This window comes from Zhihengliuella sp. ISTPL4 (assembly GCF_002848265.1).
Classification (GTDB): Bacteria; Actinomycetota; Actinomycetes; order Actinomycetales; family Microbacteriaceae; genus Microbacterium.
This window is the reverse complement of the sequence record NZ_CP025422.1, coordinates 1808963-1833189: the sequence shown is the minus strand read 5'-3', so window position 1 is coordinate 1833189 and position 24227 is coordinate 1808963. Positions and strand designations below refer to the sequence as shown.

At 70.2% G+C, this 24227-nt stretch carries 29 protein-coding genes; 21 read left to right on the top strand and 8 right to left on the bottom strand.

Annotated elements, in window-relative coordinates; translation table 11 throughout:
- Positions 1-72: 72 nt before the first annotated feature.
- Positions 73-552, top strand: a complete 480-nt coding sequence (locus CYL12_RS08785) for a hypothetical protein (protein ID WP_101847266.1) — start codon at positions 73-75, stop codon at positions 550-552.
- Between the two features lie 9 nt (positions 553-561).
- On the opposite strand, the gene CYL12_RS08780 is transcribed toward CYL12_RS08785, so the two are convergent.
- Positions 562-1386 carry a CPBP family intramembrane glutamic endopeptidase gene (locus CYL12_RS08780; RefSeq protein WP_101847265.1) on the bottom strand — a complete coding sequence of 275 codons (825 nt, stop codon included), beginning with the start codon at positions 1384-1386 and terminating at the stop codon, positions 562-564.
- Between the two features lie 162 nt (positions 1387-1548).
- Here CYL12_RS08780 and CYL12_RS17165 point away from each other — a divergent pair, with 162 nt between their 5' ends.
- Positions 1549-1710, top strand: coding sequence for a hypothetical protein (locus CYL12_RS17165; RefSeq protein ID WP_158297130.1), 162 nt, complete (start codon positions 1549-1551; stop codon positions 1708-1710).
- A gap of 6 nt (positions 1711-1716) precedes the next feature.
- On the opposite strand, the gene CYL12_RS08775 is transcribed toward CYL12_RS17165, so the two are convergent.
- Complete coding sequence (locus tag CYL12_RS08775; protein WP_233486694.1) at positions 1717-3384, bottom strand: MDR family MFS transporter; 1668 nt, start codon at positions 3382-3384, stop codon at positions 1717-1719.
- Positions 3384-3995, bottom strand: a complete 612-nt coding sequence (locus CYL12_RS08770) for a TetR/AcrR family transcriptional regulator (RefSeq protein ID WP_101847264.1) — start codon at positions 3993-3995, stop codon at positions 3384-3386. The genes CYL12_RS08775 and CYL12_RS08770 overlap by 1 nt, the downstream gene beginning before the upstream one ends.
- Before the next feature lie 176 nt (positions 3996-4171).
- Here CYL12_RS08770 and CYL12_RS08765 point away from each other — a divergent pair, with 176 nt between their 5' ends.
- From CYL12_RS08765 to CYL12_RS08725, 9 genes are all read left to right on the top strand, one after another.
- Positions 4172-4609 carry an Asp23/Gls24 family envelope stress response protein gene (locus CYL12_RS08765; protein WP_101848742.1) on the top strand — a complete coding sequence of 146 codons (438 nt, stop codon included), beginning with the start codon at positions 4172-4174 and terminating at the stop codon, positions 4607-4609.
- A complete protein-coding gene (locus CYL12_RS08760; protein ID WP_101847263.1) occupies positions 4606-4797 on the top strand; it encodes a DUF2273 domain-containing protein in 192 nt (63 codons plus the stop codon). The genes CYL12_RS08765 and CYL12_RS08760 overlap by 4 nt, the downstream gene beginning before the upstream one ends.
- Positions 4794-5135 carry a hypothetical protein gene (locus CYL12_RS08755; RefSeq protein ID WP_101847262.1) on the top strand — a complete coding sequence of 114 codons (342 nt, stop codon included), beginning with the start codon at positions 4794-4796 and terminating at the stop codon, positions 5133-5135. Before CYL12_RS08760 ends, CYL12_RS08755 begins: the two co-directional genes overlap by 4 nt.
- Positions 5132-5698: a hypothetical protein gene (locus tag CYL12_RS08750; protein ID WP_101847261.1), complete on the top strand. Its 567-nt coding sequence runs from the start codon at positions 5132-5134 to the stop codon at positions 5696-5698. The genes CYL12_RS08755 and CYL12_RS08750 overlap by 4 nt, the downstream gene beginning before the upstream one ends.
- A complete protein-coding gene (locus CYL12_RS08745; protein ID WP_101847260.1) occupies positions 5695-6393 on the top strand; it encodes a hypothetical protein in 699 nt (232 codons plus the stop codon). Before CYL12_RS08750 ends, CYL12_RS08745 begins: the two co-directional genes overlap by 4 nt.
- Before the next feature lie 14 nt (positions 6394-6407).
- Positions 6408-6581 carry a CsbD family protein gene (locus CYL12_RS08740; RefSeq protein ID WP_101847259.1) on the top strand — a complete coding sequence of 58 codons (174 nt, stop codon included), beginning with the start codon at positions 6408-6410 and terminating at the stop codon, positions 6579-6581.
- A gap of 117 nt (positions 6582-6698) precedes the next feature.
- Positions 6699-7265 (top strand): RNA polymerase sigma factor, encoded by a 567-nt coding sequence (locus CYL12_RS08735; RefSeq protein ID WP_101847258.1) that lies wholly within the window; start codon positions 6699-6701, stop codon positions 7263-7265.
- On the top strand, positions 7262-7864 hold the full coding sequence (locus tag CYL12_RS08730; RefSeq protein ID WP_101848741.1) for an Asp23/Gls24 family envelope stress response protein: 603 nt from the start codon (positions 7262-7264) through the stop codon (positions 7862-7864). The genes CYL12_RS08735 and CYL12_RS08730 overlap by 4 nt, the downstream gene beginning before the upstream one ends.
- On the top strand, positions 7864-8250 hold the full coding sequence (locus CYL12_RS08725) for a hypothetical protein (protein ID WP_233486693.1): 387 nt from the start codon (positions 7864-7866) through the stop codon (positions 8248-8250). The genes CYL12_RS08730 and CYL12_RS08725 overlap by 1 nt, the downstream gene beginning before the upstream one ends.
- Positions 8251-8274: 24 nt before the next feature.
- Here the strand turns inward: CYL12_RS08725 and CYL12_RS08720 are convergent, their stop codons facing one another.
- Positions 8275-9120 carry an SDR family oxidoreductase gene (locus CYL12_RS08720; RefSeq protein WP_101847257.1) on the bottom strand — a complete coding sequence of 282 codons (846 nt, stop codon included), beginning with the start codon at positions 9118-9120 and terminating at the stop codon, positions 8275-8277.
- A 93-nt stretch (positions 9121-9213) separates the two neighbouring features.
- Between CYL12_RS08720 and CYL12_RS08715 the strand changes: the two genes are divergently transcribed.
- From CYL12_RS08715 to glmM, 7 genes are all read left to right on the top strand, one after another.
- Positions 9214-9579 (top strand): winged helix-turn-helix transcriptional regulator, encoded by a 366-nt coding sequence (locus CYL12_RS08715; protein ID WP_101847256.1) that lies wholly within the window; start codon positions 9214-9216, stop codon positions 9577-9579.
- A gap of 98 nt (positions 9580-9677) precedes the next feature.
- Positions 9678-11216 carry an APC family permease gene (locus tag CYL12_RS08710; RefSeq protein WP_101847255.1) on the top strand — a complete coding sequence of 513 codons (1539 nt, stop codon included), beginning with the start codon at positions 9678-9680 and terminating at the stop codon, positions 11214-11216.
- Between the two features lie 37 nt (positions 11217-11253).
- On the top strand, positions 11254-12102 hold the full coding sequence (gene truA, locus CYL12_RS08705) for a tRNA pseudouridine(38-40) synthase TruA (RefSeq protein WP_101847254.1): 849 nt from the start codon (positions 11254-11256) through the stop codon (positions 12100-12102).
- A 53-nt stretch (positions 12103-12155) separates the two neighbouring features.
- Positions 12156-12824 carry an endonuclease/exonuclease/phosphatase family protein gene (locus CYL12_RS08700; RefSeq protein WP_060922143.1) on the top strand — a complete coding sequence of 223 codons (669 nt, stop codon included), beginning with the start codon at positions 12156-12158 and terminating at the stop codon, positions 12822-12824.
- 190 nt (positions 12825-13014) lie between these two features.
- On the top strand, positions 13015-13461 hold the full coding sequence (rplM, locus tag CYL12_RS08695) for a 50S ribosomal protein L13 (protein ID WP_025104385.1): 447 nt from the start codon (positions 13015-13017) through the stop codon (positions 13459-13461).
- A 26-nt stretch (positions 13462-13487) separates the two neighbouring features.
- A complete protein-coding gene (gene rpsI, locus CYL12_RS08690; RefSeq protein WP_101847253.1) occupies positions 13488-13973 on the top strand; it encodes a 30S ribosomal protein S9 in 486 nt (161 codons plus the stop codon).
- Positions 13974-13987: 14 nt separating this feature from the next.
- On the top strand, positions 13988-15346 hold the full coding sequence (glmM, locus tag CYL12_RS08685; protein WP_101847252.1) for a phosphoglucosamine mutase: 1359 nt from the start codon (positions 13988-13990) through the stop codon (positions 15344-15346).
- Positions 15347-15388: 42 nt separating this feature from the next.
- On the opposite strand, the gene CYL12_RS08680 is transcribed toward glmM, so the two are convergent.
- Both CYL12_RS08680 and CYL12_RS08675 read right to left on the bottom strand, forming a co-directional pair.
- Entirely contained in the window at positions 15389-16828 is a 1440-nt protein-coding gene (locus tag CYL12_RS08680; protein ID WP_101847251.1) for a hypothetical protein, read from the bottom strand.
- On the bottom strand, positions 16825-17610 hold the full coding sequence (locus CYL12_RS08675; RefSeq protein ID WP_101847250.1) for a glycosyltransferase family 2 protein: 786 nt from the start codon (positions 17608-17610) through the stop codon (positions 16825-16827). The genes CYL12_RS08680 and CYL12_RS08675 overlap by 4 nt, the downstream gene beginning before the upstream one ends.
- Positions 17611-17669: 59 nt before the next feature.
- On the opposite strand from CYL12_RS08675, the gene CYL12_RS08670 reads away from it, so the two are divergent.
- Complete coding sequence (locus CYL12_RS08670; RefSeq protein ID WP_101847249.1) at positions 17670-18116, top strand: GtrA family protein; 447 nt, start codon at positions 17670-17672, stop codon at positions 18114-18116.
- A 19-nt stretch (positions 18117-18135) separates the two neighbouring features.
- On the opposite strand, the gene CYL12_RS08665 is transcribed toward CYL12_RS08670, so the two are convergent.
- Together CYL12_RS08665 and CYL12_RS08660 are read right to left on the bottom strand one after the other, a co-directional pair.
- Positions 18136-19599, bottom strand: coding sequence for a tyrosine-protein kinase domain-containing protein (locus tag CYL12_RS08665; RefSeq protein WP_101848739.1), 1464 nt, complete (start codon positions 19597-19599; stop codon positions 18136-18138).
- 103 nt (positions 19600-19702) lie between these two features.
- Positions 19703-21067: a tyrosine-protein kinase domain-containing protein gene (locus CYL12_RS08660; RefSeq protein WP_101847248.1), complete on the bottom strand. Its 1365-nt coding sequence runs from the start codon at positions 21065-21067 to the stop codon at positions 19703-19705.
- 70 nt (positions 21068-21137) lie between these two features.
- On the opposite strand from CYL12_RS08660, the gene CYL12_RS17415 reads away from it, so the two are divergent.
- Positions 21138-22283, top strand: coding sequence for a hypothetical protein (locus tag CYL12_RS17415; RefSeq protein ID WP_233486692.1), 1146 nt, complete (start codon positions 21138-21140; stop codon positions 22281-22283).
- A 70-nt stretch (positions 22284-22353) separates the two neighbouring features.
- Positions 22354-24225: a polysaccharide biosynthesis protein gene (locus tag CYL12_RS08655; protein WP_233486691.1), complete on the top strand. Its 1872-nt coding sequence runs from the start codon at positions 22354-22356 to the stop codon at positions 24223-24225.
- Positions 24226-24227: the final 2 nt, after the last annotated feature.

Here is a 24227-nt window from a genome sequence, read left to right as displayed (position 1 = left end):
CGGCTTAGAGTGTGACGCGTCGGCTGCACGGTCGACCACCCAGGTGGCGGGCATCGAGGGACGAGGTCTCCTGTGTCTGCGCCCGATCGCCGTACGAGCATCGTGTTCCGGGACGCGCGGCGGGCCCTGGAGGAGGTGGTCGCGGACGGACGCGGCCACTGTCTCGGGCTGGATGCGCTCGCGCCGAGAGACTCCTGGGATGTCCTGGTCGCTGAAGGGTACGGGCGGGCGCTGCTGACCGGTACCTTGGCCGGGGCGCTCGACGGCCTCCATCGGTGCCGGGCGACGGTCGCCGACGTGCTGAGCTGTCCGGCTGCGCCCGTCGGGGTCGAGGTCGGACCGACGTCGCTCCGACTCGCCATGGGGTGGCTCGCGGACGGGCTGGTCGGCACGGACGATGCTGTCGTGACCCGACAGGCGGTGGCCCGTGTCGCCGACGAGGTCGTCGGCGGTTCCGAGGTGGCGCTCGCCGTGGGCGATGCACACCGGGTGGCCGTCCTGGTGTTCGCGATCGCGGCCGTCGGCAGCCACGCGGTCTGGCGTGCGGAGTGAGCGTGGCTCTCAGCGCTGCGGAGTGAGGGTGTCCGGCGCGACTGCACCGACCCGACCGCGGATGAAGACCAGCAGCACGAGGCCCGCGACGATCACGACGATGTTGCCGAGCCCCGCGACGGCCGTGAGCCCACCCTCGGCGGGATGCAGCGTCTGCAGGAAGATGCTCGGGTCCGTGCTGGCGTGCAGGAGGATCGGGGCCACGATGGTCCGCGTGACGCGGAGTGCGAGGTACATGCAGATGCCGAACGCGAAGGTGTACACGAGCTGGAACAGCGTCGCGAGGAGGTTCTGCCCGGTCAGAAGGTTGCCGGCGTGCAGCGCGGCGAAGATCGCCGCCGAGACGACCGCGACGACGAGCTCGCGCGCCCCCGCGTCCCGCATCATCTTCACGACGAGGCCTCGGGTGAGGACCTCTTCCGCGAAGCCGATGACGAGTCCTGCGAGCAACCAGGTCGCCACGACATCCACGCCGACGCTGTCATCGTCGATCGTGAGGAAGCGGAGGATGTTGAACAACAGGACCGCGACGATCGCGATCCACATCCAACCCGCTCCCCGGATGGGCTGGCGCCCGAAGACGGGTCGCCACCACCCGACCGAGGCGATGAACGCGACCAGAAGGAGACCCCCGGCGAGGATCGGCAGGACGTCGTAGACGAGGACGCCGGCTGCACTCGCCGGGTCGTCCACCTGCGCGGCCAGAGGGAGGAAGGCGAGCGAGAGCAGCTGATAGAGCCCGTAGTACACGGCGGCCAGCAGAAGGGCGCGCCACCAACCACCGCGATCCCAGAAGCGCTGCCAGGCGGAACGGTGCGGTGCGGCGTCGGTCACGGGTGCTCCTCGAAGGGCGGAAGGGGGCGGGCACCTCCAGTGTGGCGGTTCCGTACCGGGCCCGGCGAACGCGTCGTGGGGACACGCCGTGTCAACCCCCTCGGCCGGAGTCGCCGTGCCCGCGCAGACTGGCCGTCCGGATCCCCAACGTCAGGAGGCGCCATGTCCGACACGTCGAACAGCCAGGACAACCAGGAGGAGATCGAGGCCGTCGGCGTCGACCCCGACTTCGTCACCACCGACCACGACCCCGAGCCCGATGACCTTCCGGCGACGGGCGGCGGGGAGGACGACGACGACGTCGACGTCGCCGACCTCCCCTAGCGCGGGCTACCTGCCTGTGGGCGCCGAGCCGGTCTCTCCCGGCTCGGCGTCCGTGCGTCCGGCATCGCCGCGCCCTGCCGTGCGGAGTTCGGCCTCCAGGCGCTCGGCCTCCTCGCCGCTGATCGCCTCACCGCGGGCCACGAGGCCGGCCTGATCCGACAGCGGGATCTGCTTCAGGAACAGCGACAGGATCAGGGCGAGCGCAATGAAGGGCACGAGGTACCAGAACACGGGAGCGAGGGCATCCGCGTAGGCCGTGACGATGCCGTCGCGCACCTCGTCCGGCAGGCCGTTCAGCGTGGCGGGATCGATCGTGGACGCGGCTTCGGAGGCGGCATCGGGCGAGGCCCCGGCGCCGGCGAACACCCCGAGGAGGTTCTCGGTCAGGCGCGTGGTGAAGATCGTGCCGAACACCGCGGTGCCGAGCGAGGCGCCGACCTCACGGAAGTAGTTGTTCGTGCTCGTGGCGGTGCCGATCTCGCCCGCCGGGACGGCGTTCTGCACGACGAGCACGACGACCTGCATGATGAGGCCCAGCCCGGCGCCGAAGACGAACAGGAACGCGCAGATCAGCCAGATCGGCGTCTCCGCCGACAGGGTGGTCATGGCGACCATCGCGATACCGGTGATGATCGTGCCGAGGATCGGGTAAATCTTGTACTTCCCCGTCTTCGAGATGGCGAGGCCCGAGAAGATCGAGGTCCCCATGAGGCCGACCATCATCGGGATCATCAGCAATCCGGAGGCGGCGGCGGACGTGCCGGACGACATCTGCAGGAACGTCGGCACGAAGCCGATCGCGGCGAACATGCCGATACCGAGAACGAGACCGATGGCGGTGGCGTTCACGAAGATCGGATTCCGGAAGAGGCTGAGCGGGATGATCGGGTCCTGCACGCGCGACTCGGTGATGACGAACGCCGTCGCCGACACCACGAGGCCGGCGCCCCAGGCCCAGGTCGCCAGGGAGTCCCAGCCGAACGCGGCGTCGCCGCCGAAATCGGTGAAGAAGATGAGGCAGGTCGTCGCCGCGGACAGGAAGATCACGCCGAGGATGTCGATCGGCTTCTCCGCCTTCTTGCTGGGGAGCTTCAGTGCCACGAGGGCGATGAGGAAGGCCGTGATGCCGACCGGGATGTTGATGTAGAACGCCCACTGCCAGGTCATGTGGTCGACGAAGAAGCCGCCGAGGAGCGGCCCGGCGACGGCGGAGAGGCCGAACACCGCGCCGAGCGGACCCATGTACTTGCCGCGCTCGTTGGCCGGCACGATGTCGGCGATGATCGCCTGCGACAGGATCATGAGACCTCCACCGCCGAGACCCTGGAGGGCGCGGAAGACGACGAACATCCAGAAGTCGGTCGCGAACGCGCAGCCGACCGAGGCGAGCGTGAACAGGGCGATGGCGACGAGGAAGAGCGACCGCCTCCCCAGCACGTCACCGAACTTGCCGTAGATCGGCATGACGATGGTGGTCGCGAGGAGGTAGGCGGTGGTGATCCAGACCTGATGGTCGACGCCGCCGAGCTGGCCGACGATGGTGGGCATGGCGGTCGACACGATGGTCTGGTCGAGGCTCGCGAGCAGCATGCCCGCGATCAGGGCGCTGAAGATGATCCAGATGCGGCGCTTCGTGAGGAGGAAGGGCGCATCCGCAGTGGCGGTGGCGGACATCAGTGGTCTTTCTGTGCAGGGGTGTAGAGGCCCCGCGCGAGGCGGAGGCGGCGGGTGATGAGGTCGGCGAACGGCTCGGTGGAGTGGTGGTGCAGCAACTGCTCCATGCAGAGACGCACGAGCGCACCGACCGAGTGGACGAGCACCTCGGCGCGGAGCTCTGCGTCCGCGGCGTCGCCGAAGCGGCGGGCGACGAGGGCGATGTCCCGGCGCTCGTGCTTCTCCTGCTGCTCGAAGGCCGCGCGCAGCAGCCGGGGCTCCTGTTCGATGACGGCGAAGAGCTCGGCGGCGTGCTCGATCGGGTCGAAGAGGGCGAAACGCTCGACGGTGAGCTGGACGAAATCGTCCAGGAGATCGCCGTCGCGCTCGAGGAAGGCCGCTTCCAGCCCCTCCTGGCGGGAGTCGACGACGGCGAACCCGAAGACGGCGTTCTCCTTGCTCTCGAAGTAGTTGAAGAACGTCCGCCGGGAGACCCCGGCGTCGGCGCAGAGCTCCTCGACCGTGAAGCCGGCGAAGCCCCGCTCGGTGGTCAGGCGTCGCGCGGCCTCGGTGAGCGCGCGGGTGGTCTGCCGCTTACGCTGCTCGCGCGTGGATTCTGCACTGTTCTCCATAGAGTGCAACTTTGCACTTTCAACCTTGGAGTGCACTGAAAGCCGTCGTCCGCGGGCAGCGAAGAAAATCATCCGAAGAAGTTTGTGACATTCCGTGCTCCCCGACCGTCTTAGTGGTGTCGTGAGAACACGGCCCGCGCGGAGACCGCGTGGACACACGGATGAAGGAGCTCGAGATGGCGAACGTGACTGGGGCCACCCAGCCGAAGGCTCAGGTCGTTCCGGCGTCGCAGGGGGCGGCGGGGAAGACCACGATCGAGGATGCGGTGGTCGCGAAGATCGCCGGCATCGCGGCACGAGAGGTCGACGGCGTCTACGCCCTGGGCGGGGGCGCCGCGCGCATGATGGGCGCGATCCGCGACGCCCTCAACACGACCGACCTCGCGCAGGGGATCAGCGTCGAGGTGGGTGAGACGCAGGTGGCGGTCGACGTGACGATCGTGGCGGAGTACCCCGTGTCCCTGCAGAAGGTGGCCGATCAGGTGCGGGCCGCGATCCACCGGGCCATGGTGGAGCTGGTGGGGATGGATGTCGCCGAGGTGAACGTGACCGTCAACGACGTGCACATCCCCTCCGAGGACGACGACGACGCCCCGGAGGCGCGAGTCCAGTGAACGCCTCGGTGATCGGCGGAGCTGCGGCGACGGTGCTCGCGCTGACCTGGATCGTCTTGGGGTTCTGGGCGTTCCTGCTCGTGGCCCTCGCGATGCTCGTCGGCGCGGTCGCCGGCCGCATCGCCGACGGTCGCCTGGACGTGCGGGCGCTCGCCGACGTCGTGCGGGGGCGGCGATCGTCCTCATGAGCGCCGCACAGACGGACGGGCCGACGACCGTGGCGGGGGCCACGGTCGTCGAAGCCCGAGCGTTGCACCGGCTTGCCCTGGGTATCGTCGGCGACGCCGCCCGGGTCGGAGCCGGCGACGTGCGCGTTCAGCTCGCTGACCGGCGCGGTGACCTGCGGGTGTCCGTGGAGGTTCCGGTCGTCCTGGGACGCCGTGGGGGCGATCCCGTGAGCGTCCGGGCGGAGGCCGTCCGCGATGCCGTGGTGCGCGGCATGCGCGATCTTGCCGCCCGCCAAGTGGGAGCGGTGGACGTGCGCTTCGCCGGAGTCCGACGTGAGATCGGAAGGAGAGTGGCATGACGGTGGACACGGTGACAACACGGCGGCTGCTCCGTCGTGAGGCGAGGGCGACCCGTCGGGGTCCCGCCATCGCGCTCGCGGTGGTGCTGACGGCGATCCTCCTCGCGCTGCTGGCGGGAACGGTCGCGTCGGCCGCCGATGCGGGACTCCGCACGCAGATCACCGCCTGGTTCGCACCCGTCGTGGCGGTCGTGCAGACGCCGTCGGGCCTCATCGCGATCGGGATCGTGCTCCTCGTGCTGGCGCTGCTCCTCGTCGCGCTCGCCGTCCTTCCGGGGCGCCGTGCGCGCCGCACACGTCTCCACACGCGGGCGGCGCTCGTGGTCGACGACGGCGTGCTCGCCGATGCCATCGCGGACGGTGTCGCGCGCCGGATCGGAGTGCCGCGCGGGCAGGTGGGCGTGACCGTGGCCCGACGCGCGGCGCTGATCCGGATCACGCCGACGAGCGGAGTGCCGGTGGATGCGGCCGCCGCCGAGGAGGCGGCGGCGCGGGTCCTGGACGAGGCCGGCTTCCGGCTCTCGCCGCGGGTGCAGGTGGCACGGGAAGGAGTGATCGCATGACGTCGGCAGGAACGGCGGCGAACCGCACCGTCCTCCTCGGAGGAGGCGTACTGCTGCTCGGAGCAGGAACCGCCCTGCTCGCAGCGGGGCTGCGCGGCGCGGGGGCGCTCCCTGCCACCGTCGAGGACGCGCTCGCTCCGGCCGACGGCATCGTGGCGTGGTCGGGGGCCTGGGGACTCGACCTCCCCGGCACCGGCTTCGTGCCGCTGTGGGCGATCGTGGAGATCGCCGTCGCCCTGCTGCTCGTGGTCCTGCTCGTGGCGTTCCTGCTCACCCGCCGGTCGCGGCGCGAGCGCACCGTTCTGCGCCTGCCCGGCGAGCGGGGCGCGACCGCCGTCGACCGGAGTGTGGCGGAGGAGCTGCTCGCGGCACCGCTCGCGGAGCGCGCGGATGTCCTCGCGGCACGGGTGACGAGCCGGAAGGTCGGGCTAGGGATCGCCCTCGGTCTCGCGGTGACCCCGCGCTCCGGCGCGGCGCTGGGCGCGCTGCTCGCGGCCGTCGATCATGTCGTGCAGGAATGGGACGCCCTCTCCGGCACGCGTCTGCCCCTGGTGGTGCACATCGCCGACCGCGGCTGGCGGGAACTCTTCCGCTCGCGACAGCGGATGCGCCGCTCGCTCGCGGCCGGACAGGCCACCGCGCCGCGGGAGCGGACGAGCACGAAGACGTCGACCCCGACCGTCGGGGTCGTGTGAGGAAAGGAGGCGCCATGAGCGCGGAGAACAAGTTCAAGGCTGCAGCGGAAAAGGTCGCAGGCAAGGCCAAGGAGGTCGTCGGCGAGGTCACGGACAACGACAAGCTCGTCGCCGAGGGCAAGGCCGAACAGGCCAAGGGCGACGTCAGGAACGCGGCCGAGGATGTCAAGGACACGTTCACCAAGTGACGCGAGGGGAGGGGGCGCCCGCGGGGGCGTCTCCTCCACCCGCGCGCGTCGGGTCGATCCGATCCGAGGCGATGCGGGCTCCGAACGTCTGGGGAACCGTGAACGAGGGGTGGGGGAATGGCAGCCGACCGCTGGGGTGAGGCGCTGGAGCAGGCAGGGGACCGCATCGTCGCCGGCCGGGCGATGGACGGGGACGTCGCTGCGTTCGCCGTGCTCGTGCGCAGGTACACGCCGATGATGAGGGCCTACACGCAACGAATGCTCAATGCGTCGGCCGAGGTCGACGACATCGTGCAGGACGCGTTCGTGACCGCCTGGCAGCGGTTCGGCGAGCTGGAGGACCCCGCGAAGGTCAAGAGCTGGCTCATGCGGATCGTGAGCCGCAAGGCCGTGGATCGGCTGCGCCGGACGCGCCCGGCGCTCGATGTCGACGAGCTCGATCGGCCGGCGCCGCTGCAGGCCGCCCCGGAGGCGGTCGTCGAGGCGCGTGCCGGTGTCGCCGCCCTCGCCGCCGCCCTGAACGAACTCCCGGAGGCCCAGCGCGAGTGCTGGGTGTTGCGGGAGCTGGGCGAGTACAGCTACGAGGAGATCGCTGCCGAGCTCGACCTCCCCGTCAGCACGGTGCGCGGACTGCTGTCCCGCGCGCGACGATTCCTGATCACACGGATGGAGGCGTGGCGATGACCGATCACCACGAAGACGACGAGCTGCGCCGCCTCGGCCTGGAGCCCGCCGACCTGGACGGGCACACGATCGAAGACCTCAGCGACTACCTGGACGCCGGACGCCTCCCCCGGAAGCCCGCGATCGAGGAGTCTCCGGGGTGCCAGCTCGCGCTCGACGCTCTCGAGAGACTGCGCGGACTCGGCAGCGAGCTGATGGATGACGATGCGGACTCGGCCGCCCCGGTGGACGAGAGCTGGGTGGACCGGATCCTGAGCGGCATCGCGATGGACGCGCAGGCAGGGCGGCGCATCCCGTTCGCCTCCGACGACCCCGACGTGGAGCTCGCGATCACCGAGGGTGCCGTGCGCGGGCTGGTCCGTGCCGCGGAGGAGGCCGTTCCCGGGGTTCTGGTCGGCCGGTGCCGGCTGGACGGCGACGTGACCGAGCCCGGGGCGCCGGTGCGAGTGATGATCGACGCGAGCGTGCGCCTCGGCGACCCTCTCCGCGACGTCGCCGACCGCCTCCGTGCGGAGGTGGATGACCGGTTGCGACGGCACACCGAGCTGCGAGTCGTGGCCATCGACGTCGCGATCACGGACGTCAGGGAGGGGGCGTGATGACCGACGCCGAGATGACGAAAGCGGATCGCGCGGACCTCGCGATCCGGATCGAGACGGCCCTGCGCGCCTGTTCCGGGGTGCGCGGCGTATACCGGTCCGGGTCGCTCGTCTCCCACCTCGTGCGTGCGGGCGCGGCGGCGTGGGGAAACGAGCGCGGTGCGGAACCGATCGTGTCCGTCGCCGCCGGCGCGGACGGCGTGGAGGTCGAGGCCGCGATCGGGGCCGACGGGCGCGTGGCCAGCGTCGCCACGCTGCGGCATGCCTGTGACGCCGTGGACGCGGTGCTGCGCGCGGACGGTCTGCGCCGCGGGAGGCTCACGCTGACCGTCGCGTATGTCCAGAGCGCCGGGGAGCCGGCGCCGGGGGAGCGCCGCCGCCCGTGACGGCGGCCGGCGGCGCTCCTCGCCTCACACCAGGGCGCGGAGCCCGTCGACGAGCGGCGTCGTCGGGCGGCCGATGAGCCGGCGGAGCGTGCCGTCGGTGCCCGCCAGCGCGCCGTCGCGGATACCGGCGTCGAGGGCGACGACGAATCCGGCGGTGCCCTCGTCGAGGCCCGCGGCTCGGAGGGCGGCGAGCTGCTCCTCCGCGGACAGCGGCGTGAAGACGACCTCGCGACCGGTGACCTCGGCCATGGCGGCGGCGAGGTCGGCGTAGGTCCACGCGACGTCCCCGCCGAGCTCGTAGACGGCACCGATGTGTCCGTCCTCGATCGCGACGACGGCGGCGGCTTCGGCGTAGTCCTTGCGGCTGGCGGAGGCGACGCGCCCCTCGCCGGTGCCGGCGCTGACGACGCCGGTCTCCGCCGCGCGGGCGAGGTCGGCGGCGTAGTTCTCGGTGTACCAGTTGTTGCGGAGGATCACCGCCGGAAGGCCGGCGTCCGCGATGAGCTCCTCGGTGGCCTTGTGTTCGGGTGCCAGGACGAGGGAGCTCGTGGTGGCCTTCGGAGCGCTCGTGTAGACGAACTTGGACACGCCGGCGTCCTTCGCGGCGTCGATCACGGCCCGATGCTGTGCCACGCGCTGGCCCACCTCCGAGCCGGAGACGAGCACGACGGTGTCCACGCCGTCGAGCGCGGCGGAGACCGATTCCCGGTCGGTGTAGTCGAGGGGCACGACGCGCACGCCGAGGTCGGCGCCCTTGGCGACGTCGCGGGCGCCGGCGCGGACCTCCTGCGGGTCGACGCCCCGCTCGAGGAGGGCGGCGATGATGAGGCGGCCGAGATGACCGGTCGAACCGGTGACGAGGATGGTCATGGGAGTCCTTTCGTTGCTGACTCCCCGGACAACCGTCGGGCCGCTGTCGCGCATTCCTTCTGTCAGGTACCCACTTTTTGGTAAGGTACCCACATGACGGTGAGTTTTGCTCAGATCCGCGATTCGCAGCCCGCTCTATTCCACCAGGGCTGCGGCACGCGCGTCGTCCTGGACCACATCATGAGCAAGTGGGGCGTGCTGGTGCTCTCGTGCCTCTCCGACGGCACGCACCGCTGGGGCGAGCTGCGTCGGCAGGTCGACGGCATCAGCGAGAAGATGCTCGCGTCCACCTTGCGCACGCTCACCGAGGACGGCCTGGTGCACCGGGAGTCGCTGCCGACCGTGCCGCCGCACGTCGAGTACAGCCTCACGCCCTTGGGGCACGACCTCATGGAGCGGATGCTCCCGCTGATGGAGTGGGTCGCGACGCACGCGGACGGGATGCTGGGTCGCGAGTGACCCACGGAATCCTTCGCGGATTTCCATCGGGTGCAAGGAATCCGTCGTCGAAACAAAAAGATTGACGGGATACCGCGGCCCGCCGTACTGTTCTGAGCATGGCAACGACGCCCATCCATCTCGAACGTCCCGACGGCAAGGGTTTGGCAGCAGGCACCCTCGGCCTGTGGGGATCCACCGTCATCGGCTTGGCCTCCACAGCCCCCGTCTATTCGCTCGTCGCGACGCTCGGCTTCGTCGTGCTCGCCGTCGGTGCGCAGGCGCCGATCGCCTTCATCATCGCCTTCGTGCCGATGCTGCTGATCGCCTTCGCCTACCGCGAGCTCAACAACGCCGTCCCCGACTGCGGCACCACCTTCACCTGGGGCACGAAGGCCTTCGGCCCCTGGGTGGGCTGGATGGGCGGCTGGGGCGTCGCGGTCGCCGGCATGGTCGTCCTCGCGAACCTCGCGCAGATCGCCTCGGTCTACTTCTGGTCGCTCATCGGTCAGGACCTCGAGAACAACGACTGGCGGGTCGTCGTCGTCGCCGTGCTCTTCATCGCGGCGATGACCTGGGTGAGCTGGCGCGGCGTCGAGATCGGCGAGCGCATCCAGAACGTGCTCCTCGCGATCCAGTACCTGGCGCTGGCGATCTTCGTCGTCGCGGCCCTCTGGCAGTTCTTCACGGGCGAAGCCCCCGACGCGACGCCGTTCTCCTGGGAGTGGCTGAACCCGTTCGGCTTCACCGACTGGTCGGGCTTCACCGAGGCGATCCTCCTCGCCCTCTTCATCTACTGGGGCTGGGACACCTGCCTCGCCCTCAACGAGGAGACGAAGGACCCGAAGCGCATCCCCGGCCGTGCTGCGGTCCTCACCTGCGTCATCCTCCTCGTGACGTACGTCGCCGTGACGATCGCCGCGATGATGTACGCCGGGCTCGGCGAGGACGGCACGGGGCTCGGCAACGAGGCCAACGCCGACGACTTCTTCCTGGCCATCAAGGACGGTCTGCTCGGGCCGTTCGGGTGGGTGCTGGTGGTCTCGGTCATCATCTCGGCGATCTCGTCCACCCAGACGACGATCCTGCCGACCGCCCGTGGCACGCTCGCGATGGGGGTGTACCGGGCGCTCCCGGCGAAGTTCAAAGAGGTGCATCCCGTCTACAAGACGCCCTCGTTCTCGACGATCGTCATGGGCGTGGTGGCGTCCCTGTACTACGTGGGGATGACGCTGATCAGCGACAACATCCTGCAGGACTCGATCCTCTCGCTCGGCCTCGCGATCGCGTTCTACTACGCCATCACCGGATTCGCGTGCGTCTGGTTCTTCCGTGCCGAGCTGCGCCGCTCGGCGCGTGACCTGTTCTTCAAGGGGATCTTCCCGCTGCTCGGGGCGCTGCTGCTGACCGGCGCGTTCGTGCAGTCGGCCATCGACATGTGGGATGTGGACTACGGCTACACCGTGCTCTTCGGCATCGGCGGCACGTTCGTGATCGGCATCGGGTCGCTGGCGATCGGCCTCGTCCTGATGTTCCTCTGGTACCTCTTCCCGCGGTCGAAGCGCTTCTTCCGGGGCGAGAGCCTCAACCGGGAGACCCAGGTGATGGTCCCCGAGGAGCCAGGCGCGCTGATCCGATCGGTCGACGGCGGCATCTGACGCACGGGTGCGCACGCGGCTGTCCTAGGCTGGCCTCGTGCGCATCCGGCTCGACATCGCCTACGACGGTACCCATTTCCGCGGGTGGGCCACGCAGCCGACGCTCCGCACCGTCCAGGGCACGCTGGAGGCCGCCCTCGCTCGCATCGTGGGCTCCGAGGTGCGCTTCGTCGTCGCCGGGCGCACCGACGCCGGCGTCCACGCCAGCGGGCAGGTGGCGCACGTCGACCTCGACGAGGCGCAGTGGGCGCGGATCGAGGCGCGGCACGGCCGCGCCGCCGAGGACCCGGCGGGCAGCATCGCCGCGCGCATGCGCGGAGTGCTCGGTGCCTATCCCGACGTGACGGTCACCCGTTCTTCGCTCGCCCCGGAGGGATTCGACGCGCGGTTCTCCGCCGTGTGGCGGCGCTACCGCTATCGACTGGCCGACGACCTCGCCGGCTACGATCCGCTGCGCCGACTGGACACCACGACCATCCGCGGGCGACTCGACGCGCCGGCGATGGACGCCGCCGCCAGGACCCTGATCGGCCTGCACGATTTCGCCGCCTACTGCAAGCCACGCGAGGAGGCCACGACCATCCGCACGCTCCTCGACTACCGGTGGGAGCGGGACGTGGACGGGGTGCTCGTCGCCGAGGTCAAAGCGGACGCGTTCTGCCACAGCATGGTGCGCGCCCTGGTCGGCGCCTGCGCCGCCGTGGGGGAGGGGCGCCTGGATGTCGGTGACCTCGTCGTGCTCCGCGACGCTCTGACGCGGACGAGTGAGTTCAAGGTCCTGGCCGCCCGCGGGCTCACGCTCACCGAGGTCGGCTACCCGGCAGAGGAGCTCTTGGCCGCCCGAGCCGCGCAGACCCGCGCCCGTCGGGACCACGAGACCGGGTGATCCCCGGGATCCGGAGCGAGGGCACAGATGGGACCGGTAGCGTGGGGACGATCATGAAGGTCATCTCCTACAACCTGCGCAAGCACCGCGCCGCCGGCGAGCTCGCGGCGCTCGTCGACGAGCATGATCCCGACATCCTCTGCCTGCAGGAGTGCGACGTCCCGGAGCTTCCGGACCGGATCGGCGGTCTCGTGCTGGCGGACGCGACGCAGGGCAACCGGCTCGGCCTCGCGCTCTTCTACCGCGAGAGCACGTACCGCCTGCAGGGCATCCGGACCCTGGGCCTGAAGAAGTCGCTGCACGACCGGATCGCCAAGCCCGCGCACGAGCGCGTGCTCGGCGCACGCCTGCGCGACATCGACGACGGCGGCGAGTTCATCGTGGCGTCCTTCCACGCGGCGCCCTTGACCGCCTTGAACTCGCTGCGTCGGCACCAGATCCGTGCGGCGCTCGCCGAGCTCGCGACGCTCGGGGAGGGGCTGCCCCAGCTCATGGTGGGCGACTACAACTATCCCGTCTTCAAGGAGAACCTCGGCCAGGCGGTGCGCGACCAGGGATACGCGCTGTCCCTCAGCGACGACCACACCTATACGCGCTACCGCGTCTTCCGCGGGCACTACGACTTCGCGACCTCGTCCGGCTTCGAGATCGAGCGCATCACCACGCTGCCGCAGCGCTCCAGCGACCACCGCCCGATCCTGGTGACAGTCCGTCCGAACTGACACCCGCGCCGGGCGGGTTTGGGAATGCTGATCCGGTGGCGTATGCTGACTCTTTGGTGCCCTTCCCTGCCTGCGGGGAAGACGCACATCCGAACGTGAGCCCTCCACTGGCGTGTTCCTCCCCGTCGGGAAGAACCACCCCGGAGTGGGATTCACGAACACCTCCGTTCGACAAGAAAGCAGCACTATCGTGACGCGCACTTACACCCCCAAGGCTGGCGAAGTCCAGCGCGACTGGGTCGTCATCGACGCCACCGACGTCGTTCTCGGCCGTCTGGCTTCGCACGCGGCGACGCTCCTGCGTGGCAAGCACAAGCCGACCTTCGCCAACCACATCGACTCGGGTGACTTCGTCATCATCGTGAACGCCGACAAGGTCGCGCTCACGGGTCAGAAGCTCCAGAAGAAGATGGCCTACCGCCACTCCGGCTACCCGGGTGGTCTGAAGGCCGTCAGCTACGCCGAGCTGCTCGAGAAGAACCCGGTCCGCGCCGTGGAGAAGGCCATCCGTGGCATGCTCCCGAAGAACAGCCTGGGCCGCCAGCAGCTGTCGAAGCTGAAGGTGTACGCCGGTGCCGAGCACCCGCACGCCGCGCAGCAGCCCCAGCCGTACACCCTCGACCAGGTCGCCCAGTAAGCGCCGTACAGACTAAGGACATACTCGTGGCTGACATCCAGGACACCACCGAAAACCTCCAGAACTTCTCGACGTCGACCCCGGAGACCGACGCGGTCGAGGCGGCTCCCCGCCCCGTGCTGAGCGTCCCCGGCGCCGCTGTCGGCCGTCGCAAGCAGGCCATCGCCCGCGTGCGTCTGGTTCCCGGCTCGGGCACCATCACGGTCAACGGCCGCACGCTCGAGGACTACTTCCCGAACAAGCTGCACCAGCAGCTGATCAACGACCCGTTCACCGCGCTGAACCTCGCCGGTGCCTACGACGTGATCGCCCGCATCTCGGGTGGTGGCGACTCCGGCCAGGCCGGCGCCCTGCGTCTCGGCATCGCGCGTGCCCTCAACGGCATCGACGCGGAGAACAACCGTCCGACCCTGAAGAAGGCCGGCTTCCTGTCGCGCGACGCTCGCGTCAAGGAGCGCAAGAAGGCTGGACTCAAGAAGGCCCGTAAGGCGCCTCAGTACTCGAAGCGTTAAGGTCCACTGCTCCGATGCCGATCTTTGGCACGGACGGCGTGCGAGGACTCGCCAATGGCATCCTCACCGCCGACCTGGCGCTCACCCTGGCCCAGGCGACTGCTGTCGTCCTGGGCCAGGGCCGTACGGCGGAGGCTCGCAAAGCCGAAGGCAAGCGCCTCACCGCCGTCGTCGCCCGTGACCCCCGGGTCTCCGGGCACTTCCTGACCGCCGCCGTCGCTGCCGGGCTCGCCTCTTCGGGCGTCGATGTCCTGGAGGCCGGGGTCATCCCGACGCCTGCTCTGGCGTTCCTCGTCGCGGATCGCGACGCGGACTTCGGGGTGATGATCTCCGCCTCGCACAACGCGGCGCCGGACAACGGGATCAAGATCTTCGCCCGCGGCGGACGCAAGCTCCCGGACATCGTCGAGCAGCGCATCGAAGAGGCCATGCACGGGGAGATGCTGCGCCCGACCGGCGCCGGCGTCGGCCGCATCGACCGCTTCTCGGACGCCGAGGACCGGTACGTGGTCCACCTGCTCGGCTCGCTGCCGCACCGTCTCGAGGGCATCCACGTGGTGCTCGACTGCGCCCACGGTGCCGCCTCCGGGGTCTCGCCGGAGACGTTCCGCGACGCGGGTGCAGAGGTCACCGTCATCGGTGCCGACCCCGACGGCTGGAACATCAACGACGGTGTCGGCTCGACGCACCTGGACAACCTCGCGGAGGCCGTCGTGCGCCTCGGCGCCGACGTGGGCATCGCGCACGACGGTGACGCGGACCGCTGCTTGGCCGTCGACGCGCAGGGCAACGTCGTGGACGGCGACCAGATCATGGCGATCCTGGCGCTGTCGATGAAGGAGCGCGGTCGTCTCACGGACGACACGCTCGTGGCCACGGTCATGAGCAACCTCGGGCTGCACGTCGCGATGCGCGAGCACGGCATCACGGTGCGCCAGACGGCCGTCGGCGACCGCTACGTGCTGGAGGACATGAACGCGGGCGGCTACGCTCTCGGCGGTGAGCAGTCCGGCCACGTCATCATGAGCGAGTACGCGACGACCGGCGACGGCCTGCTCACAGGACTCCACCTCGTCGCCGAGATGGCGCGTCAGGGGAAGTCCCTCTCGGAACTCGCGTCGGTCATGACGGTCTACCCGCAGCTGCTGATCAACGTCCGCGACGTCGACAAGGATCGCGTCGCCGATGACGAGGTCGTTCAGCAGGCGGTGCGCGACGTCGAGGCCGAGCTCGGCGACACCGGGCGCGTGCTGTTGCGTAAGTCCGGGACCGAGCCGCTCGTGCGCGTCATGGTCGAGGCGGCCGACTCCGAGTCGGCCAGGAGGCACGCCGAGCGTCTGGCGGCCGTAGTCCAGGAGCGCCTCGCGCTCTGAGCCGCGAAGCGCCCACCCGTCCGGGTCGGCGTCGGTCCGTCCTCAGGGCGCCGCGCAGATCCGGTACAGGCCCGCGTCGACGAGCGTCTCGGTCGTGCACGCCGCACCGGTGAGCCGCGGCACGTCGGCCATCGCCGGCGCATCGTGCAGACCGAGGTGCGCCCCGGCGAGGACGACCGGCGCCACGGCGATGCCCCACGGCTCGGCAGCGATCCAGGTGACATCGTTCCCCTCCACCCACTCCGCGATCTGCGCGGCGGCGTGCCGCTGCTGGTCGAGGGTCAGCGGTCGGGGGGCGGACGCGGTCGTGACGTGCACGACGGCCGCCGCGGCGACGATGAGCGCGAGAACTGCCGCGGCGATCCGCGCCCAGCCGCGGTCCACCACGCGCGTCGCGCTCCAGACGGCCACGGTGGCGAGGATCGGGAAGAACGCGAGGATGCCCGGTGCGGGGTGCCGGACCCACAGCGGCAGTCGTGAGGCGGTGGCCCACCAGCCGAGGAACGCGAGGGCGCCGACGGCGGCGGCGAGTGCGTACGCGATCACGGCGCGGTCCGACTCCCGGGCGGAGCGCCAGCGGCGCACGACGCCGGTGGCGGCCAAGCCGATGGCGAGGGCGGCGCCGACGATCGCGACCGCCGCGGGAACGGACCAGGAGTCGGCGAGGGTGGCGAGCTTCTGGACGACCGTCGTCCCCGCGTCTCCCTGTCCGCCGCTGCGGACGAACCGGATGAGTTCGCGGAGGTGGTCGACGAAGGCCGCGGGCCCGAGCGAGAGCAGCGCCGCGAACTCGAGGAGCGCCGTCGGCAGCGCGACCAGAGCCAGCGGGAGCCAGGAGCGGCGCAGCGTCCTCCGGATCCGCGCCCAGCCTGATCCGTCGGCGAGCACCCAGAGCGCGACGGCGAAGGCGGGCAGCGCCAGCAGGGCGATGAGCTTGGCCTGCACAGCGAGACCGACCAGAAGACCGGCGAGCCAGGGCCGGCGCTGCAGGACCACCAGCGCCCAGACGAGCAGGGCCGCGGCGGGGATCTCGCCCAGGAGGTCGGCCGGCCCCTGGATCGGCGACACCCCGGCATCAGCCGTGAACGCGAGCGGGACGGCGGCCGCGAGCAGGCTCGCCCCCGGGCCGGCGATCCGCCACCCGAGGACGGCCAATCCTGCCACCAGCAGCGCCCAGAAAGCGATGGGGATGAGCCGCGCCGCCAGCACCGGGTCCATGCCGGTGGCCAGCGTCGCAGCCACCGGCAGGAGGACGACCGGCCCGGTGGAGATGCGCGGGTCGAACGGGGTGATCGTCGATCCGGAGAGGGCGCCGTCACTGGCGTAGCCGAGTCCCGCAAGCAGGTTGCGGGGTACCGTCAGGTTGAACGCCTCATCCTCCCAGAACGGCCGTGTCACCAGGCTGTGCCAGACGACCACGACATGCCCGGCCAGCAGGGCGGCGGCGGCCACCCAGAACAGGACCGTGCGCGCGCGGCTCATGATCCGACATGCTCCGGTCGAGGCAGGTGCCGCAACGGCGCAGACGGACGGAGGGAGAGCCGCCAGGCTTCGGCGAGAGCGATCAGGACGAACGCGCGGAGCCGCTTCGGCGGAAGGGAGATCCCGCCGCCACGGCCCCACATGGTGCCGGTGGGCGAGGCGCCGCGGCGCGGAATGCTCTCCACGCGCAGATAGCGCACGCGGAAGCCGCCGCGGGCCTCCGCGAGGGAGAAGTGCACGTGCGGCACCGTGGCGTCCGCAGGCACCGCATCGATCAGCACGCGCAGCACCTCCGGACGGTAGGCGCGGAGGGGAGTGTTCACGTCGGGGATGCGCCGTCCGGCAGCCACCGCGATGAGAAGCCCGACCGCGCCGGTCAGGGCCTTGCGATACCAGGGGTCGGTGCGGCCGTCACGCACGCCGTGCACCACATCCGCGTGCTCCGACGTGAGCGCCTCGATGAGGCGGGGGAAGTCCGCGCCGCGGAACTGACCGTCCCCGTCGACGTGCACGAGGACGTCCGGATCGACGGAGAGTCCCGCACGGTATGCCGCGAGGGCGGTGGGGCCATGTCCGCGATTCACGGCCTGCACCTCCACGACCGTGTCGGCGACGCCGTCGAAAGCCGCCGCGGTGGCATCCGTCGACCGATCGTCGGCGACGTGGAAGCTGACCACCTCCGTCAGCGGGGCGACGGCGGTGCGGATCTCATCGATGAAGCCCCGAATGCCTTCGACCTCGTTGTAGGCAGGCATGACGATGGCGAGGTGGCGGAGAGTCACGGAGTCCTCAGGTGCGGGTGTCGGGTGTCGGGTTGCTCAGCAAGTAGCCTAGTTGAGCCATGAATCCTCCCTCGCGACTGCGCCGCCTCGCCGGTGTGGGCAGCCGGTTCCTCGTCGTGGGCGCGTTGAGCACCCTCATCGAGGTCGGCGTCTTCAACCTCCTGGTCTTCGTGTGGGGATGGGACGTCGTGACCGCGAAGATCACGGCGTCGCTCGTCGCCCTCGTGAACGCGTACATCGGCAACCGCGAGTGGACGTTCCGTCATCGCGACCGCCGCGGGCGGACCGCCGAGGTGCTGCTGTTCCTCGCGACGAACGCCGTGTGCACGGCGCTCGGCGCGGCGCTGGTCTGGGTGGGCGTGGAGGCCGTCGCTGCCGTGCTCGACCGCACGCCGGGCGCTGTCGCCCTCAACGCGGTGAACCTCGTCAGCATCGTCATCGTCGTGCTGCTGCGCTTCGTGCTCTACCACGGCGTGGTGTTCCGGGTGGCGTCGCCGAAGGCCTGAGGGGTCGAGAGGGTCGGCGTCAGGCACGGGCGGTCGTGCGCTTCTTCGGGGCGCTCCTCCTGCCCTTCCGGATCCCGAGCTTCGCCGTGGCCTTCGTTGACTGCGTGCCGTCGAGCCCGTGGGTCGAGCCGTAGGTGTACGCGCCGTAGCCGTAGCTGTCCGGACCCTTCGTCGGCAGCATCGTGACCACGACGCCCAGCAGCTGCACGCCCGCGTTCTCGAGGGCGCGGACGGCGCCGGACAGCTCCTGCTTCTTGGTCTTCCCCGAAGCGGCGGCGAGGATCACACCCCGCGTCTTGGTGCCGAGGACCGCGGCGTCCGTCACGAGGAGCAGTGGTGGAGCATCGATCAGGACATAGTCGAAGTACTCGCCCAGCGCCTGCAGCACGTCGTCCATCGCCGCCGAGCCGAGCAGCTCACTGGGGTTGGGCGGAACCTGGCCGCTGGGCAGGACGTACAGGTCGTTCCGGCCCCACTTCTGGAGGGCGTCCGCCACATCCATCCGCCCGATCAGCACGTCTGTCAGGCCGGCGCCGCCCTCCACGCCCATGTAGTCGGCGACGCGCGGAAGACGGAGGTCACCGTCGAGGAGCGCGACCCGCGCCCCGGTCTCCGCGAGGGCGATGGCGAGGTTGGCGGTCGTCGTCGACTTGCCCTCGCCGGGGCCGGCGCTGGACACGACGAAGATGCGCGGACCGCTGTCGAGGTTCAGGAACTGCAGGTTCGTCCGCAGGCTGCGGAAGGACTCGGCGCGGGGACTGCGGGGATCGGCGTGGACGATCAGCGGACGCTTCGGTGCCTCGGGGTCGAACGCGATGCCGCCCAGTACGGGACGATCCGTGAGCGCCTCGATATCATGGAGGGTGTGGATGCGGTTGTCGAGCACGGTACGCAGCACCGCAGCCGCGACGCCGAGAGCCAGACCGATGATGCCGCCGAGGGCGATCAGCAAGCGCGTGTTCGGGCTCACCGGCGAGGTGGGGACCTCCGCCGGCTCGGTCACCGTGATCTGTACGGGACTGACCGCGCCCTCGGCGGCGGGCTGCTCCAGCGTGTTCTGCACCGCGCTCTGGAAGCTCGCGGCCACGGCGTCCGCGATCTGCGCCGCTCTGGCTGCGTTCCCGTCGGTCACGCTGACATCGATGAGGACGGTGTTCAACGGCGTCGTGGCGGTGACGCGACGGCTCAGTCCTGTGACGGACTCGTCCAGATCCAGTTCCTGGATGACCGGGTCGAGTACGAGGGCCGTGCTCACCACATCGACGTAGCTGGTCACCATCTGCCGCGCGAACGTCGTGCCCTGCACGAGGTCGCCGGTGGCGGCTCCCTCCGTGCGCACCGAGACGTACAGCTGCGTCGAGGCGACGTAGGTGGGCTGCTGCAGCGCCGCATATCCGGCGCCTCCCGCGACACCGAGGACGAGGAGGACCAGGATCATGATCCAGTTGCGGTGCAGGATGCGCACATAGTCGCGAAGTTCCACGCGGCGGTTCTTTCTGTTGCTGGGCAGCTCCCGGTCGTCGGTGAGCCGCGGAGTCAAATGCCGATATTCTCACAGAACGCACGAGTGGCGCCCCACGTCTTCGTCATCGCGCGGCTCCGGCCGCGGCCGAGGCCTGTGCGGCGGCATCCCGTCGCCCGAGCGGCACCTTGGTGAGGACGGTGCCGAGGACGGTGGCCCCGACGGCCTCGATGCTCTTGGCTGCCGCCGACAGCCGCCCGGATGGCGTGCTGCCCGACGCGGCCACGAGGATCGCTCCGGTGGTAACTCGGGCGATGACGGCGGCGTCCGTCACGAGAAGCAGAGGCGGTGCGTCGATGATGACGACATCGAAGGCGGCGGAGGCCGCCTGCACGAGTTCCTCCATCGCCGACGAGCCGAGCAGCTCTGCAGGGTTCGGGGGCACGGTGCCCGCAGGAAGCACGAACAGCGCGCTGCGCCCCCACCGCTGGATGACGTCGTTGAGGCGGACCCGGCCGACCAGCACGTCGCTGAGGCCGACGCCGCCCTCGATCCCGAAGTACTCTGAGACTCGGGGGAGCCGCAGGTCCGCATCGATGAGGGCGACCCGATGCCCGGCATCGGCGAACGCGAGAGCGAGATTGGCCGCCGTCGTCGACTTGCCCTCGCCGGGCCCCGAGCTCGTGACGACGAAGACGCCGCGGTTCTCCCGGAACAGGAAGTGCACGTTCGTCCGAAGGGCACGGTAGGCCTCGGCTCTGGTGCTCTGCGGGGCCGAGCTGATGGCGAGTGGTCGCTCTCCGGTGTCGGTGTCGAAGGGGATGCGGCCGAGGAGGGGAGCGGGCACGGCCGCCTCCACGTCCGCCTGCGTGCGTACGCGCTGATCGAGCAGGGAACGCAGGAGCGCCACCGCTAGGCCGATGCCGAGACCGATGACCGCGCCCACCGCCAGGGAGAGCTGCATGTTCGGCGCGACCGGTGTCGTGGGCACCTGCGCCGTCTGCAGGGTGACGACACCGATCGAGAAGGGCGTTTCCTGACCACGGTTCTCGAGAGTGTCGGCCACGACGGCGGTGAAGCTCTCGGCGATGCCGTTCGCGATCCGCGCGGCCTGGCCGGGATTCGTGTCGCGAACCTGGATGGAGAGGATCGTACTGTTCAGCTCCGAGGAGACGGAGGTGGCGGCGGCAATGTCCGAAGGCGATGCGGACAGGGCGAGGTCTTCGATGACGCGGTCGAGCACGAGTGAGCTCGTCACGACATCGCGGTAGGTCTGGACGATCTGGGTGGCGTAGCCGGTGGCCTGAGCGCGCTCGGTGGGGGAGGCCGTCTCGGACAATCGCACCGTGACCATCATCTGCGTCGATGCTTCGAAGCGCTGCGGCGTGAGCATCGCCACCATCGCGCCCACCGAGAGTCCGATGAGCAGCCCGGAGACGATGACGACGATCTGCCGTCGGACGATCCGAAGATAGTCCTGGAGCTGCATCGGTCTCCCCGCATGGTCAGGCCGGTTCGGCGGTATGTTCTCTTGAGACTACCGATTCCCTGAAGGTGGCATGACGGCTCTCGACGAACTCTTCCCCGACGGCCCGCGCGCGGACCGTGAGACGCCCGCCGCGCGCGAGGCGGCGTCCGGAGCGCGGTTGCGGGCGCTCGTCGGGGCCCCGCGCTCCCGGTCGCCCCGCGCTGCTGCCGTGGCGGACACGCGGGAGCTCGCCCGCCGTGCGGAGGCGGCCGCCCGCAGCGCGGTCCCCTTCGCCGCCGTCGCGCCCACGGTCGCTGGGGAGGCTCCGCGTCGCCGTCGGCGGCTCGATCCGCTCTCGATGTCCGCCGCCGCGCTCGCAGCAATCGCCGTCATCTCCGCGGTCACGGTCGGCGGGATCCAGGCCGCGACAGCGAGCCCTGCGGCCAGCGCGCTCGAGTCCCTCCAGGCCGACGAGGCGACTATCCAGAACGCGCATCAGGGGCTGACGGCGACCCGGGACGGCATCATCTCCGACATCGCGGCGCAGACCTCGGAGGTGACGGCGCTGCGGGCCGCTCTGCTCGACACCGCCACCATCCCTGACCCGCTCTCTTCGGAGAGCGCCGTGCTCGACGTGACCGACCCCTCGCCTCGTCAGGCCGCGGTCGCGGCGCTCGAAACGTATCTCGCCGGTCTGGCCGCGATCGACGTCCCCGAGGCGCCGACCGAGTACCGGCGCGGAGAGGTGGACGAGGATTCCCTGGTCGAGGTCGGCGGCGCGATCGATGCGGCCCAGGAGCGGCTGGAGACCCTCGACAGGGCGACCGCCGACATGCGCGCGGTGCGCGGGACCCTCGATGCGCTGCGGCCGGCCGCAGCGCCGGTGCTGGCGGTCTTCGCCGACTCGTTCGTCCCCTCCGCCGAGTCGGCGACCGACGAGCGGCCGGGGGCCGAGGAGTCCTTCCGCGTGGCCGTGACACAGACGGCAGGGGTCGCCGCCGCCGCCGACCCGTGGACCGCGGAGGGGCAGACGGCGTACGCGGCGTATCGCGATGCTTTCCGTGCCCTGGTGGACGACCAGCTGCGGGCCGAGCGCGAGGAGGCCGACCGTCGAACGGAGGAACAGCAGCCGAACTTCCCGCAGAACCCGCAGAACGGCGGCACCACTCCGCCGGACCCGGTGGAGTCGCCCGCTCCCACGGAGCCCGACACGCAGGACGGCGAGGGCAGCCCGTAACGCACTGACCTTCTCGTTTCCTGTGAGACCATGGCATACAGGTGGAGAAAATGCGGGGGAGCAAACTGTCGTGAGCGACGCATACACGATCGGCGGCGAGGCCGAAGAGCCCCGGTCGCCCTCGCAGGCGTCGGTGAAGCAACGGCGCCGTCGTCGGTTCGCCGCGCTGGTCGACGGGGCGTGCTGGAGTTTCGGCGTCGTCCTCGCGGTGGCGCTCCGGTTCGAGTTCCAGATGGACGCCCAGGGGTGGATCGCGACCAGCATCCTCGCGGTGGTCGCCGGAGCCATCCAGATCATCCTCGGCTTCGCGACAGCGCTGTACCGCGGCCGATTCACGTACGGGTCTTTCGATGAGGTCCGCACGTTGGCGTTCATCGTCGTCGCCGAAGCGCTCGCGCTGTCGCTCGTCGTCTTCCCGCTCGGCCCGCTGATCGGGATACCCCGCGCGACGCTGCTCCTTGCCTTCCCCTTCGTGCTGCTGCTCATGTTCGGCGTGCGGTACGTGGCGCGGCTCGTCATCGAGCGTTCGCGAAAACCCGGGGTGGATGCCGAGCCGGCGCTCATCATCGGAGCCGGATTCGTCGCCGACAAGCTTCTCGCCAACATGACGACGGATCCGCTGTCGCCGATCCGGCCCGTCGGACTCCTCGAAGACGACCCCGATAAGCGGAACCTGCGCCTGCGCGGGGTCTCGGTGATCGGCACCACGCGGGACATCGCCGCCGCGCGCGCACGCACCGGGGCGACGCTCGCCGTGATCGCCATCGCCCGGGCGGACAGCGCGCTGCTGCGTGCGCTCACCGACTGCGCGGAGGCCGCAGGATTGCGCGTTGCGGTCACCCCCAGCATCGAGATGATGACCTCAGGTCGGCGGGCGCTCACCGACCTGCGTGACATCAGCATCGAGGATCTCATCGGCCGTCACCCGGTGGACACCAACGTCGAACTCATCGCCGGGTACATCACCGGTCGTCGCGTGCTCGTGACCGGCGCCGGCGGCTCGATCGGCGCCGAGCTGTGCCGGCAGCTCGCGAAGTTCGGCCCCCGCGAGCTCATCATGCTCGACCGCGACGAGACCGGGCTGCAGTTCGCGCAGCTCGGCACCGCCGGTCACGGGCTGCTCGACACGCAGGACGTCGTGCTCGCCGACATCCGCGACACGGCGACGCTCGAGCGGATCTTCGACGAACGCCGGCCGGAGGTGGTCTTCCACGCCGCCGCGCTCAAGCACCTGCCGATGCTCGAGCAATACCCCGACGAAGCCTGGAAGACGAACGTCATCGGCACGCTCAACGTACTCAATGCGTCCCGACGCGCGGGTGTGAGCACGTTCGTCAACATCTCCACGGACAAGGCGGCCAACCCCACCAGCGTGCTCGGACACTCCAAGCGCGTCGCGGAGAAGCTCACCGCCTGGGCCGGCGAGGACACCGGCATGCGGTACCTCTCCGTCCGCTTCGGCAACGTCATCGGCAGCCGCGGATCGATGCTCCCGACGTTCCAGCGGCTCATCGCCGAGGGAAAGCCGCTCACCGTCACCCATCCCGAGGCGACACGGTACTTCATGACCATCCCGGAAGCGTGCCAGCTCGTCGTGCAGGCGGGCGGCATCGGCCGCGCCGGTGAGGTTCTCATCCTCGACATGGGGGAGCCGGTGTCGATCCTCGAGGTCGCGAAGCGGATGATCGCCATGTCCGGCAAGAACATCGAGATCGTCTTCACCGGACTGCGCGCGGGCGAGAAGCTGCATGAGGAGCTCGTCGGTTCCCGAGAGACTCTCGAGCGTCCGTTCCACCCCAAGGTCTCCCATACGCGTGCCGACACGATCACGCCCGACCGCCTCGACAAGGAAGGCTGGATGCGCCGGATGTTCGCGACGCCCCGCGAGAACGACACGGTCACGATTGCCTCGGTGAAGATGGGACAGGTGGCCGAGCTGTGAGC